Origin of the sequence: Natronospirillum operosum (genome assembly GCF_004768465.1) — a bacterium.
Lineage (GTDB): Bacteria > Pseudomonadota > Gammaproteobacteria > Pseudomonadales > Natronospirillaceae > Natronospirillum > Natronospirillum operosum.
This window is the reverse complement of record NZ_SRMF01000018.1, coordinates 15,976-29,439: the sequence shown is the minus strand read 5'-3', so window position 1 is coordinate 29,439 and position 13,464 is coordinate 15,976. Positions and strand designations below refer to the sequence as shown.

At 59.9% G+C, this 13,464-nt stretch carries 14 protein-coding genes and 2 tRNA genes; 7 read left to right on the top strand and 9 right to left on the bottom strand.

Features of this window, described 5'->3' with window-relative positions; all coding sequences use genetic code 11:
• The first annotated feature begins 140 nt into the window (after nt 1–140).
• The gene (locus E4656_RS19880; RefSeq protein WP_135485075.1) at nt 141–371 is read left to right on the top strand and encodes a DUF2798 domain-containing protein; all 231 of its coding nucleotides are present in this window, start codon (nt 141–143) and stop codon (nt 369–371) included.
• Between the two features lie 19 nt (nt 372–390).
• Here E4656_RS19880 and galE read toward each other — a convergent pair whose 3' ends face one another.
• The 3 genes from galE to E4656_RS19865 form a co-directional block, all read right to left on the bottom strand.
• Nucleotides 391–1,377 (bottom strand): UDP-glucose 4-epimerase GalE, encoded by a 987-nt coding sequence (galE, locus tag E4656_RS19875; RefSeq protein ID WP_135485074.1) that lies wholly within the window; start codon nt 1,375–1,377, stop codon nt 391–393.
• Between the two features lie 61 nt (nt 1,378–1,438).
• Nucleotides 1,439–1,735, bottom strand: a complete 297-nt coding sequence (locus E4656_RS20710) for a galactokinase family protein (protein WP_135485073.1) — start codon at nt 1,733–1,735, stop codon at nt 1,439–1,441.
• Nucleotides 1,732–2,781 carry a UDP-glucose--hexose-1-phosphate uridylyltransferase gene (locus tag E4656_RS19865; RefSeq protein WP_135485072.1) on the bottom strand — a complete coding sequence of 350 codons (1,050 nt, stop codon included), beginning with the start codon at nt 2,779–2,781 and terminating at the stop codon, nt 1,732–1,734. Before E4656_RS19865 ends, E4656_RS20710 begins: the two co-directional genes overlap by 4 nt.
• 210 nt (nt 2,782–2,991) lie before the next feature.
• Here E4656_RS19865 and E4656_RS19860 point away from each other — a divergent pair, with 210 nt between their 5' ends.
• Nucleotides 2,992–4,386 (top strand): NAD(P)/FAD-dependent oxidoreductase, encoded by a 1,395-nt coding sequence (locus tag E4656_RS19860; protein WP_135485071.1) that lies wholly within the window; start codon nt 2,992–2,994, stop codon nt 4,384–4,386.
• Between the two features lie 203 nt (nt 4,387–4,589).
• On the opposite strand, the gene E4656_RS19855 is transcribed toward E4656_RS19860, so the two are convergent.
• From E4656_RS19855 to galU, 3 genes are all read right to left on the bottom strand, one after another.
• A tRNA-Gly gene (locus E4656_RS19855) sits at nt 4,590–4,665 on the bottom strand.
• A gap of 2 nt (nt 4,666–4,667) precedes the next feature.
• Nucleotides 4,668–4,743, bottom strand: a tRNA-Glu gene (locus E4656_RS19850).
• A 173-nt stretch (nt 4,744–4,916) separates the two neighbouring features.
• The gene (gene galU / locus E4656_RS19845) at nt 4,917–5,750 is read right to left on the bottom strand and encodes a UTP--glucose-1-phosphate uridylyltransferase GalU (protein WP_135485070.1); all 834 of its coding nucleotides are present in this window, start codon (nt 5,748–5,750) and stop codon (nt 4,917–4,919) included.
• Between the two features lie 304 nt (nt 5,751–6,054).
• On the opposite strand from galU, the gene E4656_RS19840 reads away from it, so the two are divergent.
• The 4 genes from E4656_RS19840 (at nt 6,055) to E4656_RS19825 (ending at nt 10,704) form a co-directional block, all read left to right on the top strand.
• Complete coding sequence (locus E4656_RS19840; RefSeq protein ID WP_240754046.1) at nt 6,055–7,698, top strand: alpha-amylase family glycosyl hydrolase; 1,644 nt, start codon at nt 6,055–6,057, stop codon at nt 7,696–7,698.
• A gap of 91 nt (nt 7,699–7,789) precedes the next feature.
• Nucleotides 7,790–8,728, top strand: a complete 939-nt coding sequence (locus E4656_RS19835; protein WP_135485068.1) for an ABC transporter ATP-binding protein — start codon at nt 7,790–7,792, stop codon at nt 8,726–8,728.
• Nucleotides 8,725–9,486, top strand: coding sequence for an ABC transporter permease (locus tag E4656_RS19830; protein WP_135485067.1), 762 nt, complete (start codon nt 8,725–8,727; stop codon nt 9,484–9,486). Before E4656_RS19835 ends, E4656_RS19830 begins: the two co-directional genes overlap by 4 nt.
• A 195-nt stretch (nt 9,487–9,681) precedes the next feature.
• Nucleotides 9,682–10,704, top strand: a complete 1,023-nt coding sequence (locus tag E4656_RS19825) for a branched-chain amino acid aminotransferase (protein WP_276605995.1) — start codon at nt 9,682–9,684, stop codon at nt 10,702–10,704.
• A gap of 358 nt (nt 10,705–11,062) precedes the next feature.
• Here E4656_RS19825 and E4656_RS19820 read toward each other — a convergent pair whose 3' ends face one another.
• Nucleotides 11,063–11,407, bottom strand: a complete 345-nt coding sequence (locus E4656_RS19820) for a hypothetical protein (RefSeq protein ID WP_135485065.1) — start codon at nt 11,405–11,407, stop codon at nt 11,063–11,065.
• A gap of 234 nt (nt 11,408–11,641) precedes the next feature.
• On the opposite strand from E4656_RS19820, the gene E4656_RS19815 reads away from it, so the two are divergent.
• Nucleotides 11,642–11,998, top strand: a complete 357-nt coding sequence (locus tag E4656_RS19815) for a DUF6404 family protein (RefSeq protein ID WP_135485064.1) — start codon at nt 11,642–11,644, stop codon at nt 11,996–11,998.
• Between the two features lie 30 nt (nt 11,999–12,028).
• Here the strand turns inward: E4656_RS19815 and E4656_RS19810 are convergent, their stop codons facing one another.
• Both E4656_RS19810 and E4656_RS19805 read right to left on the bottom strand, forming a co-directional pair.
• The gene (locus E4656_RS19810; RefSeq protein ID WP_135485063.1) at nt 12,029–12,463 is read right to left on the bottom strand and encodes a hypothetical protein; all 435 of its coding nucleotides are present in this window, start codon (nt 12,461–12,463) and stop codon (nt 12,029–12,031) included.
• Between the two features lie 116 nt (nt 12,464–12,579).
• A complete protein-coding gene (locus E4656_RS19805; RefSeq protein WP_338090059.1) occupies nt 12,580–13,461 on the bottom strand; it encodes a LysR family transcriptional regulator in 882 nt (293 codons plus the stop codon).
• Nucleotides 13,462–13,464 lie beyond the last annotated feature (3 nt).

The window sequence follows — 13,464 nt, the reverse complement described above, 5'->3', positions numbered from 1 at the left end:
CGCGAGTCGCGATGGCGGCGCAGCCGCCCCTCATACAGGGCCTGCCGGCCCAGTCGGGACTTGCGTCCCTCGCTACAGGGTCGTTGCCTCAGGGTCTCCCGGCTATAATGACGACCTCGTTTCCGGATGACTGCCTGTTTATGTTGATACCGCCCCGCTACGCCCGCCTGCTGTCTTCTTTTCTGATGTCGATCTATATGGTGACTCTGATGACTTTCGTCATCACGCTGGTAAACACCGGCCTGGACTCGGAGTTCCCGGCTCGCTGGTGGCGGGCTTTCTATATTGCCTGGCCCATTGCGTTCATACTTATACTGACCGGGGTGCCGGTCGTGCAGAAGCTGACCAGCCGTCTGGTGCGCCCTGGTTGACTCACTTCACGGCTGATTATCAGGCCTGTCGTTGTTCCCATGCCCAGGCGTGGCGCACGATAGTTTCCAGATCGGCGAACTGCGGCTGCCAGTCCAGGGTCTGTCGAGCCAGACCAGCGTCGGCGACCAGTACCGCTGGGTCACCGGGTCGCTGCGGGGCATCCTTGACGACCAGCGTGTGACCGTCTTCGGCCACTACCTTTTGCACCACCGCAATCACTTCCTGCACAGAGAACCCCTGGCCATTGCCGAGGTTGAATGCCTGGGCCCCGCTGAGCCTGCCTTCAACCAGGGCGCTCAGGGCCAGGGCATGAGCCGTGCACAGATCTTCAATGTGAATGTAGTCTCGTATGCAGGTGCCGTCAGGCGTGCCGTAGTCCCGCCCAAATACCTTGATGTCCGGGCGTCGCCCGGAGGCGGCCTGCAGAGTCAGCGGTATCAGATGCGTCTCCGGCTCATGGCACTCGCCCAGCTCACCTTCCGGGTCCGCCCCTGCGGCATTGAAATAGCGCAGGCTGACCGAGTCCAGGCCATAGGCCGAGGCGTAGTCTTTCAGCACCTGCTCCACCATCCACTTGCTGTGACCGTAAGGGTTGATCGGACGTTGCGGATGCTGTTCATCGATGGGTGAATAATCAGGCTCGCCAAAGGTTGCAGCGGTAGAGGAGAAAATGAAGCGGGGCACACCAAAGTGGCGCATGCGATCCAGCAATACCAGGGTGTTGGCCACATTGTTGCGGTAATACTTGTCCGGCCGTTCGACTGATTCTCCCACCAGGCTGTTGGCTGCAAAGTGCATGACACCGTCGAATGACGTGCGAGAGAACAGCTCGTCAAGCAGGGCCGCATCACCGAGATCGCCCTCTACCAGGGAGCCATAGCGGGCCAGCCGGCGGAACCCGGTAGACAGGTTGTCCAGCACCATCACTGCGTGGCCTTGTCGAGTCAGTTGTTTGGCCATATGGGCGCCGATATAGCCGGCGCCACCGACGACAAGTATGTTCATTGATAATCTCCGTTGCTCTCGCGATCGTATCCGGCCTTGAGTATTGCCACAAGTAGCGGCGTCAGTATGGCCGGAGTGGGGTCATCATGTCGGGTGACTGTTCTGCAGACAGTGGCCCGCGCACGCGCTGATGGTCAAAGTCAACGGCCACCACACCGAGCCAGGAGTGGTCATGCGAGTGGAACGCGACCCCGGTGCCCAGACTGATGGCTGCAGGCAGCACAAAGCCCAGGTTGTAGTCCGTGTGTTCGCCGATCAGGTTTACTCGTCCCGGGGCATGGGCCACGGCCTGTGCGGGGTGACCAAAGTGCTCGGTGAACTGCCGGCTCAGTTGCTGCGGGCTGCAAGCGTCTGTCATGGTGTCACTCGCAGCTTGAAATGCCGGGTACTCTGCGCGCGCAGACGCTCTGCGGCCTGTTCCGGGGTGAGGTCGCGCTGAGCTTCCGCCATCATTTCGTAGCCCACCATGAATTTGCGCACGTTGGCGCTGCGCAGCAGGGGCGGGAAAAAGTGTGCATGCAATACCCAGGGTGTGGGGTCATCGCCATTGAACGGCGCGCCGTGCCAGCCCATGGAGTAGGGAAAAGAGCAGCGGAACAGGTTGTCGTACCGCGTCGTGATTGCGCGCAGAACCCGACCCAGATCCTGACTTTCTGCAGCCGTCAGCTCGGTGATCCGTTGGATTGCCCGTCTGGGCAGCAGCAGGGTTTCGAAAGGCCAGGCAGCCCAGTACGGCACCACCACGACCCAGTGTTCACCCGTGACGACCACGCGTTCTTCGCTGGCCAGCTCACGCTCCACATAGTCCATAAGCAGGGGGCTGTGGTGGGTGGCGTGGTAACGGCGCTGACAGTTATCTTCTTTCTGCGCAATGGTCGGCAGACTGGATTGAGCCCAGATCTGACCATGTGGGTGCGGATTGGAGCAGCCCATCATCGCACCCTTGTTCTCGAACAACTGTACCCAGGCATAGCGCTGACCCAGCGCCTGAGTTTCGGCTTGCCATTGACTGATCACCGATTGTATCTCGGCATCACTCAGCAGCGGCAGGGTTTTGCTGTGGTCGGGGGAAAAGCACAGGACGCGGGCCGTGCCTGTTTCCGTATGGAAACTGAACAGCGGGTCATCGGAACTGGCCTCGGGTCCGATCTCATGGAGGGCCGGGAAGTCATTGTCAAACACATAGGCGTCGGTGTAATTGGCGTTGCGCACGCCATTGATCCGGGTGTTGCCGGAACAGAGATAGCAGTTCGGGTCATGCGAGAGTGCCTCAACCCATGAACTCTCTTCCTCCATGCCCTGCCAGGGTCGCTTGTTGCGATGTGGAGATACGAGAACCCAGTCACCGGTCAACGGGTTGTGACGACGATGCGGGTGCTCGCTGGGATTGAACCTGATTGTCATAAGAAAACGTTCCCTTGGCTCCTAAAGTGCATATTATCTCTATTTTTGAAGATCTATTATGCTCAATAAGAAAACGTTTTCAACAAGATTGTCTGACCCTTGCCTGGTCTCCAGTGCACAGAAGAATGCATGTCAGGATGAGCCTGTGTTGTTGCTCACTACCCCAGCGCTGTTTATGGTACGGAGATCTGCACAGTCGAAGGCCCTGCCATGCCCACTCCCAACTGGCCCGCACAAACGGGTGATGTCTCCTTCTGGTATCAGGACATAGACGGGCTGCCCAGCCCGCGACCACCGCTGAACGGCGACACTGAGGCGGATGTTTGCATTGTCGGGGCAGGCTATACCGGCCTGTGGACGGCCTACTATCTGAAGAAGGCAAAGCCCGAACTGGACATCGTCATGGTCGAGGCCGAATTTGCCGGTTTTGGCGCCTCGGGTCGCAACGGCGGCTGGCTGACCGGCACCTTTGCCTGGAACCACGAGCGCTATCTGAGCACAGGAGGTGCTGCCGGTGTGCGGGCTCTGGTGGATGCTATGGGCGGCAGCGTCGATGAAATAGTACGTGTTGCCGAGGCAGAGGGCATTAATGCGGATATCCATCGCACTTCGGAACTGCTGGTGGCTACCAACCCGGGCCAGTTGGTGCGGCTCAAGGAAGAAATACAGCAGCGCCGGCAGTGGGGCGAAGCCGAGCGGATTCGCGAACTGAACGCGCAGGAGGTCAAAGCGCGCGTGCAGATACCGGGCGCTCTCGGGGCCATGGAAATCGGCAATGTCGCGCGCATTCAGCCGGCGAAGCTGGTGCAGGGTCTGGCAAAGGTGGTTGAACAGCTGGGCGTACGCATCGCCGAGGGCACACGAGTGACTCGTCTGCAGTCTGGTCGCGCTATCACCGACAGGGGCACGGTTCAGGCGTCGATCATTCTGCGCGCCACCGAAGGTTTCACCGCAACACTTGGCGGATCGAAGCGCGACTGGCTGCCGTTGAATTCTGCCCAGATCGTCACCGAACCGCTGCCGGAGGAAGTCTGGGCACAGATCGGTTGGGAAGGTCGGGAGATTGTCGGCGATTTCGCCAATGCCTACTGCTACTGTCAGCGTACACGCGAAGGCCGCATTGCGGTCGGCAGTCGCGGCCTGCCGTACCGACTGGGTAGCGGGATCGATCACAGGGGCACGCCGGACTCGGTTACCATTCGTAACCTGATGCAGATACTGCAGCGCCACTTTCCGGCAGCAAGCAATGCCCGTATCGATCATGCCTGGTGTGGTGTGCTGGGGGTCCCCCGCGACCGGTGCGCCACTGTGGGTCTTGATCCGAAAACCGGCATCGGCTGGGCCGGTGGCTATGTGGGCGTCGGCGTATCAACGTCCAATCTGGCTGGCCGTACCCTCTGTGATCTGACACTGGGTCGGGACACCGACCTGACGCGCCTGCCCTGGGTGAATCGCCGCGTCAGACGCTGGGAGCCGGAGCCGTTGCGCTGGCTGGGTGTGCGGGGCATGTATGTGTTGCTCAATGCGGCGGATCGGCAAGAGGCGCAAGGAGGTGCGAAACCCTCACGGCTGGCCCGGCTGGGCTATTGGCTCGCGGGGCACTGAAGGAGCTCCTGTGCCGGGGCGGCTGACACCGCCAAGCGCGACTCACATCGCTGGCCTACAGACAGGCACAAAAAAGCCCAGCACTTGGCTGGGCTTCTAAATTTGGAGCGGGAAACGAGACTCAACCGGCCGGCGCCCCGGTCGCGACCCCTTGGGGTCGCTGCGGACAATAAAAAACCGGCACAAGGCCGGTTTTCTAAATTTGGAGCGGGAAACGAGACTCGAACTCGCGACCCCAACCTTGGCAAGGTTGTGCTCTACCAACTGAGCTATTCCCGCAATGGCGTCCCCTAGGGGACTCGAACCCCTGTTACCGCCGTGAAAGGGCGGTGTCCTAGGCCACTAGACGAAGGGGACGCAAACCTTCGTGGGTCACTCCGTGTGGAGTGGCGCGTATATTACCAATCCAGTTTTTGAAAGCAACCCTTTTTTTATGCAAATCAATGCATTACACCGCCTGGTGGGGCGGCTGACTGCCCGGCTTCAGGATGCATGGAAATTGGCCACAGCCTGGAACTCAGCACCGTCACTTACAACTCGGTGTAGATGTGTTGGTAGACATGGTTGGTTGCGGACACGAAACCGTCCACGGAGCCGCAGTCAAAGCGGGTGCCCTTGAACTTGTATGCCATGACACAGCCGTCCTTGGCCTGCTGCAGCAGGGCATCGGTAAGCTGTACTTCATCGTTCTTGCCCGGTTTGGTGTCGCGGATGATGTCGAAAATATCCGGTGTCAGAATATAACGACCGATAATGGCCAGATTGGATGGCGCCTTGTCCCTGGTGGGTTTTTCCACCATGTCATCGACGCGCACCAGGCCTTCCTTCATGGATTCGCCCTTGATCACGCCGTATTTGTGGATTTCATCCTCGGGAACCTCCATCACGGCGACGATACTGCAGCGGAACTGCTTGTAGATTTTTACCATCTGCGCCATCACATTCGGTTCGCCCGGGTCTGCCAGGCAAAGGTCGTCAGCGAGCACGACGCCAAACGGTTCGTTGCCGATCAGGGTTTCGCCGGTCAGTATGGCGTGCCCCAGACCTTTCATCTCGTTCTGCCGGGTAAAGGAGAACTGGGCGGTGGCCATGACCTCGCGAATGCTTTCCAGGTATTTTTCCTTGCCGGAGCCGGAAATCTGGTGTTCCAGTTCGTACGAGATGTCGAAATGATCAGCGATCGCTCTCTTGCCGCGACCGGTGACAAAGCCGATGCGGGTCAGTCCCGCCTCGATTGCTTCCTCGACACCGTACTGGACCAGTGGCTTGTTCACGACCGGCATCATTTCCTTGGCCAGCGCTTTGGTGGCAGGCAGGAAGCGTGTACCGTATCCAGCGACCGGAAACAGGCATTTGTTGATCATGGGTTCTCCCTCGTCGTCGTTTGGACGTCAGTGGTTCCATTGCAGTTCTGCAAGGCCCGTGCCCGCCTTTTGAAGCCGGAATGGGCCACTGTCGCTTTTGGGTACGAGTTTAGCATGGGACAGTGGAATGCCCCATAATAGAACGCTGGCCGGCTTCGTTGCACAATCGGTCCAGAGGTTCCCTAACGGAAGGTACGGCTCACCCCCTATGTCTGATACTACGGATAGATTGGCTGAACAGATACAGCGCCACTGCGAGGTACTTTACCCACCTGAGGTGGCTGCCGAGTGCACGCAGCGCATAATGGATCTGATCCAAAACAGTGCGCTGCACCAAAATGGATCAAGCCTGGCGGCCTTGTCGGAAAAAGACGTGCTGCTGATCAGCTACGGCAACAGTATTGAATCAGTCGGTGAGGCGCCGCTGCAGACACTGCAGCGTTTTCTGGATGACTGGCTGCCGGAGATCAGTCATCTGCACATCTTGCCGTTCTTTCCCTTCAGTTCTGATGACGGCTTTTCCGTCATCGACTATCTGATGATTGATCCGGCTCTGGGGCGCTGGGAAGACATACGGCGGCTGGGTAAATCCCGGGCGCTGATGTTCGACTTCGTGCTCAACCATATTTCGCGCGAGAGCGTCTGGTTTGCGGACTTTGTGGCCAACCACCCACCCGGCAAGGACTATTTCATTGAACTGCCGGAAGATACGGACGTCAGTCAGGTGGTCCGCCCGCGCAGTCAGCCGCTGCTGGCACCTATATATACCCGCCGTGGCGTGCGTCATGTTTGGGCTACGTTCTCGCCAGATCAGATTGACCTGAACTACGGCAACCCCGAAGTGCTGCTGGCAATGGTGCGGATCTTCATCATCTATCTGGAGCAGGGGGCCAGTCTGATGCGGCTGGATGCAGTGGCCTTCCTGTGGAAGCAACTGGGTACGCAGTGCATTCACCTGCCGCAGACGCATGAGGTGGTGAAGTTGCTGCGCACGCTTTCCGAGTATCTGCGCCCGGGCAGCCTGATCATTACCGAGACCAATGTGCCGCATCAGGAGAATCTGTCCTACTTCGGTGACGGCGACGAGGCGCACCTGGTCTATCAGTTCACGCTGCCGCCGCTGATTCTGTACACCATGAATCGAGGCAATGCGGACCTGCTGACCAACTGGGCGCAATCATTGGCGCCGCCGCCGCCCGGCTGCATCTTCCTGAATTTCACCGCGTCGCATGATGGTATAGGTCTGCGGGCGCTGGAAGGCATTCTGCCCAACCACGAGGTGAGCAGCCTGATCGAAGCCATGCAGCAGTTCGGGGGCTATGTCAGCATGCGGGCCAATCCGGACGGTACGGATTCGCCGTACGAAATCAACATTACCTACTTCGATGCCATGATGGGTACCCGCCGTGGCCCGGATCAGTGGCAGGTCGACCGCTTTCTCTGTGCTCAGACGCTGATGCTGGTGCTGCAGGGGCTGCCGGCCTTCTACATTCACTCATTACTGGGTACGCCCAATGATCAGCGCGGCGTTGAAGTCACCGGCCGTCTGCGCTCGATCAACCGCAAGCGGTGGTCTTTGCAGGAGTTGATCCCGCTGCTGGAAAAGACGGCGACGCCGCAGAGTCAGGTGCACCATGAACTGCGTCGGCGCATCGGTCTGCGCCAGTCGTTGCCGGCGTTCAGCCCCGAGGCACCGCAGAAGGTGTACGATCTCGATTCACACCTGTTCATAGTGCAGCGGGGAGAAGGGGAAGACATGGTCATCTGTGTGTTCAATGTCGCGCCCCAGGATGTGGCCCTGTCCCTGGTCAAATTGCTGCACAGTGACACTCTGGGGGCGGTGGATCTGCTGACTCGCCAGCATCATGCCGCCAGCAAGGAACTGGAGCTCATGCCCTACCAGTGCATGTGGCTGATGCCGGTGGAGGATGACACGACTTATCTCTAAGGGCAGCCGAGGGTTCAACCTCGTGTTATGATCCGGGGTCGTTTGGGTACAGCTGTGCCCGCCCCCAATCGTGAGCAGAAAAGGAACCCGCGTGAGTGCCATCATCTCGGTAGAACAGCTTGAAAAAACCTATTCCGGCGGCTTTCAGGCCCTGAAGCAGGTGGATCTCGAAATCAGGGCCGGTGAAATCTTTGCCCTGCTGGGCCCCAACGGCGCCGGCAAGACCACGCTGATCAGCATTATCTGTGGGCTGGTGACCCCCTCTGCCGGTCGGGTCATGGCCGACGGACACGATATCGTCCGCGACTTTCGGGCGGCCCGTTCCAAGATCGGCCTGGTGCCGCAGGAACTGGCAACCAATGCCTTCGAGCAGGTGATTGCCACCGTTCGTTTCAGTCGCGGGCTGTTCGGCAAGCCGCCCAATGAAGCCCATATCGAGAAGGTGCTGCGGGATCTGTCTTTATGGGACAAGCGCCATACGCCGACCATGGAACTGTCGGGCGGCATGAAACGCCGCCTGATGATCGCCAAGGCCTTGTCGCACGAACCCAGAATCCTGTTTCTGGATGAACCCACGGCGGGGGTGGATGTCGAGCTGCGCCGAGACATGTGGAATATGGTCCGTCACCTGCGCGAGAGTGGGGTGACCATCATCCTGACCACCCATTACATCGAAGAAGCCGAAGAGATGGCTGATCGAATCGGGGTGATCAATCACGGTCGTATTATCCTGGTGGATGACAAGGCTTCGCTGATGAAAACGCTGGGTCGCAAGGAACTGCGTCTGACCCTGCAGGAGCCCTTGCAGGCGTTGCCGGACGCACTGGCTGACACGGAGTTGGAACTGGCCGACGAGGGCTACCAGTTGATCTACCGTTTCGACGTGCAGGATGACCACGCTCATATCTCGGATTTGCTCGGCCGACTCGGCGAAGCTGGTATTCAGTACCGTGATCTGCAGACCCGCGAGAGTTCGCTGGAGGACATCTTTGTCGACCTGGTGCACCGTGAACAGGAGGTGTCGGCATGAACTACTACTCCATCCGTGCCATCTATATCTTCGAGATGTCCCGCACCTTCCGTACCCTGTTGCAGAGCATCGCCACGCCAGTGATCTCGACCTGCCTGTATTTCGTCGTGTTCGGCTCGGCCATCGGCTCGCAGATGATGGACATCGACGGCGTCAGCTATGGCGCCTTTATCGTGCCCGGCCTGGTGATGCTGACGCTGCTGATGCAGAGTGTGACCAATGCGTCGTTCGGCATCTATTTTCCCAAGTTCAACGGTACCATCTATGAGGTGATGTCGGCGCCCATCTCCTACATCGAGATTGTCATCGGCTATGTGGGGGCGGCGGCGACCAAGTCCGTGGTGCTGGGTCTGATCATCCTGCTCACGGCACGCCTGTTTGTGGACTATCAGATCGACCACCCCATCTGGATGTTCAGTTTCCTGATCCTGACCGCCATTACCTTCAGTTTTTTGGGCTTCATCATCGGCATCTGGGCCGATGGTTTCGAGAAGCTGCAGATTGTGCCCATGATGGTGGTGACGCCGCTGACCTTCCTGGGTGGTACCTTCTACTCCATCGATATGCTGCCGCCGTTCTGGCAGGGGGTGACGCTGCTGAACCCGGTGGTTTACCTGGTCAGCGGCTTCCGCTGGGCCTTCTATGGTACTTCGGATGTGCATATCGCCATCAGCCTGGCCATGACACTCGGGTTCCTGGCCATCTTTATTGCCCTGACCTGGTGGATTTTCAAAACAGGCTACAAGCTGAAGAGCTAGCCGCCGCGATCACCCAGAGGGCTGGGCTCCTACGGCACAGTCACTGTGGGTGTCCTTGTAGGAGCGCACCCCGTGCGCGATCGTGATAAGGACGCCTTCGGCACACCCCATGGGCAAACCTCCCAAATGCTAGTAAACTGAGCAACTCGAAATTCGGGCTGGCGGGCCCTGTCCTGTCAGCCCTTTCTGACCAACATCAAAAAAACAGAGGGAAGTGGGATGACTGCCTTTGGTACTGTCTTCATGCCGGAAATGATCGCCAGTGAGTACAATGGCACGCAGTGGTCACAGCCGGCTGTGGTGCCTTCTGACTCCCTGACGCTGCACCCCGGCGCGCATGTGTTTCACTATGCCAGCACCTGTTTTGAAGGCCTGAAAGCCTTCCGGCATGAAGACGGCAGCATCAACATCTTCCGCCTGGATCAGAACATCAGGCGCATGGCGCAGAGTACCCGTCTGCTGGCGCTGCCCGAGGTTGATCAGGCGCTGCTGGAGCAGATGATTCTGGAGATTACCGAGCGCTTTGCCGGTGATGTGCCGGAGCCGCCCGGCTCCATGTATATCCGACCGACGCATATTGGCACGGAAGCGGCGATTGGCAAGGCCGCAGCGCCCTCCACGACATCACTGCTTTATGTGCTGCTGTCACCGGTCGGTGACTATTTCAGCGGCGGCAGCGGCACCCTGCGCCTGCTATTGCAGGAAGAGGGCATGCGCTGTGCACCGCACATGGGCGAGGTCAAGAGCGGCGGCAACTATGCCAGCGCGCTGCCGTCCATTCTGCAGGCGCGTGCTGAAGTGAAGGCCGATCAGGTATTGTTCTGCCCGCATGGTGAGGTACAGGAAACCGGTGCCGCCAACTTCCTGCTGTTCGATGGTGATGAAGTCATTACCAAGTCGCTGGATTCCACCCTGCTGCACGGCGTGACCCGCAATTCCGTATTGCAGCTGGCCCGGGACATGGGGATGTCCGTCCAGGAGCGGGACCTTACTGTGGCGGAACTGCTGGAACGTGCCGCCAAGCCCGGCTGTGAAGCCGCTCTGTCCGGTACCGCCGCTGTACTGGCGCCGGTCGGCACCCTGATTCACCAGGGGCGTGACTACAAGGTCGGTACCGGTGCTGCCGGTGAGCTGACGCAGAAATTGCGCCGCATGATGAATGACATCCAGTGGGGCAAGGCGGAAGATCCGCATGGCTGGCTGACACGCGTGTCCTGATCGTGCGGTAGGAGCGCCGGTCCGACGCCTCGGCCCCGTGCGCGATGGGGCTGCAGGCCCCTGCAACTCATCGCCGCGCGGTGCGTATCTCCAGCACCAGCCTGAATTCGTTGCCCAGATCAGGCGGCGCAAAGGCCCTGAAAGCGCTGCTTTTTGCCCAGGCGGTCGGTGGCGATCCAGTTGACACCGCTGCCCAGCCCCCTTCGTAACCTGCCAGTCGCCGAGGCCGGTAAAGCCCTCGGTACGCACCAGATACAGCCCATCGGTACCGTCAAGATGCAGGGTACAGCCGGCCTGCCAGACCTGCAGGTCGCGATAATATTCGGCCAGCACTATGGCATCGGCCTGATACTGGTCGTCATCCCCGGCCGGAGGTCCCAGCCAGAGGGCCGACACTGGCATCATGGTACAGCTCCGGTATCGACAGCGCCCCGGGTTCGGGGCCTTCCTGCTGCCATTCGGGCCGGGCATAGAGACCCTGACCGTTCAGCTCTGCGGCCAGCCGGGTATCCAGTGCCTTATCCGTGCTGTCGGGAGGGCGCAGGCGCAGTGGCTCGTCGCGGGCTTCCCGGTGCATGGCCTCGAAGTCGACCAGCAGGCCTCTGTCCAGCGCCTCGGCCGGGCTGACGACCAGCAACAGCACCATGGCGGGCCACCACCACAGGGATTGATACCGGAACGGCAGTGGCAGAGGGCTCGGCATGGTATATCTCCCTGATTGCGTCATGACAGATTGTCAGGCAGTACTGTGCACGCGCTGGCAACAGGCTGCAGGGCAATGCGACGAGCGGCAGTTTTCGCGGGTGAAATGCCTGTGGCAGGAACTAGGGTTGTCCGGTCTGACGGCTGCAGGCAGAATGCAGGCTTGCCGGTCATTCAATCATTGCATGGTCGGCGCCGGGATACTGAATCAGGACACAGGGGAGAATTACTGCACATGGCGGACGCCGAGTTTGCGCAACGACGGACCAGAGCACTGCAACTGCTGGCCGACAAGGGCTTGCGCCGGGCCAACTACTACCCGCCGCTGATGCGGCTGGTAGAGCGGCTGGGCATGGAAATGCGGCCGCCGCACTTCATGCCGTTTCATCAGGCCGTACTGGTCTTCGGTATCTATTTTGGTGTGGTCTGGGGTCTGCTGATGTGGCTGTTGTTCTGGTCCAGTGACGGCATGGCCCCTTCCACGGCCATCAGTACAGCACTGGCGGCCGGCTTTCTGTTCGGTGTTGTCATGGCCGGCTGGTACCAGTTTGACCGCCGCCGCCACAAGCTGCCGTCCTGGGAAGCGCTGTAGCCCAGAAGCCCGGAGTGTCCGCTTCGGGCGCTATTGAGTCGGCTCTGGCTGATGACCCGAGGTGCTGGTTCGGCCTTCATTCACTTCAGCCTGCAGTGTCGCCTTGTAGTTGTTGGCGGCCTCGAGGTACCAGATCAGGCCGTCAGCTGGCAGTCCGGCGCGGTCAAGTGCCGTAGCCCAGTTGAGGGCAGCCCGGTCAAGAGACTGGCAGGTCAGGTGGTTGTATTCGCTGGCCGGCAGACTGGTGATCCGCATCGACACGGACAGATGCAACCGATCCCAGGCCAGGGCTTTTTCCTTGTCCTGACGCTTGCGCAATTCTGTAGCTGCCATTTCCTGACGCAGGCCCAGCAGTTCACGCTCGAGCACGTCCGCGCGGGCGGCCTTTTCTTCCAGGCGCTGAATATGGCTGCGGGTATCCTTGGGTTTGGACTGGCCGGAGGAGGATTTGAACAATCCGAACATGGGGTAAGCTCCTGTATAAAACGATGACGACTTCCTGTAAGCCTCGCAGTGTGGCAGTTGGCAGGTCAAAGTGGTGTCATGAAGCTGCAAGGATTTGTAAAATTTGACGGTGTTTTCTAGAGTGGACGTCCGGCCAGGCGTTCCCGCTGTGCCCGCACGGCTTCGGTCATGAATTCCAGCAGTGAGCTGATCCGCGCCACGCCCCTGAGGTCCGGATGCATCAGGAACCACAGGCCATAACTCAACGAAGGGATCGGGTCACTCAGTTGCACCAGATCGGGATCGCCATCGGCCAGATAGCAGGGCAATACCGCCACCCCCAGCCCCGCCTTGACGCTGCTCAGCATGCCGATCAGCGTATCCACCCGAAACTGACACAGATCCTGATAGCCGTGATCCGACATCCACTGTATCAGCGGCTGATCAAACAGCCTTGAGCCCGGGCCGACCCAGGCGGCCTGACTCAGGTCGAGCGCCTCGGCATCGACATGTCCGCGTGCGCCGTAGACCGCCATCCCCAGATCCACCAGCTTGCGCCCGACCAGGGTATCCGGCGGTGAGTTGGAAGGCCGGATGGCCACATCGGCCTCGCGCTTGGTCAGGTTGAACAATTGATTGGAGACGGCGACATCCAGCGTAATGCCGGGGTAACGCGTGCGGAACTCGGCAAACAGCGGGGCCAGCAGGCCGGCCATCATGGAGTCGGTGGTGGTGATCCAGACGGCGCCGGTAGGCTGCAGGTCACGCCCGACGATACGGCGCTCCGCGCTGAGCACGAAGGCTTCCATCTGACGCGCATTGTCGGCCAGTTCCTCGCCGGCCAGGGTCGGGGTGTAGCCGGTACGCGAGCGCTCGAACAGCATGACACCCAGCCGCTGCTCGATCTCACCCAGACGCCGGAACACCGTGGCATGACTGACACTCAGGCGCCGGGCAGCACCCGATAGTGAGCCGGTCTCGGCAATGGCCAGTACGGTCTCGAAGTCGTCCCAGTGGATCCG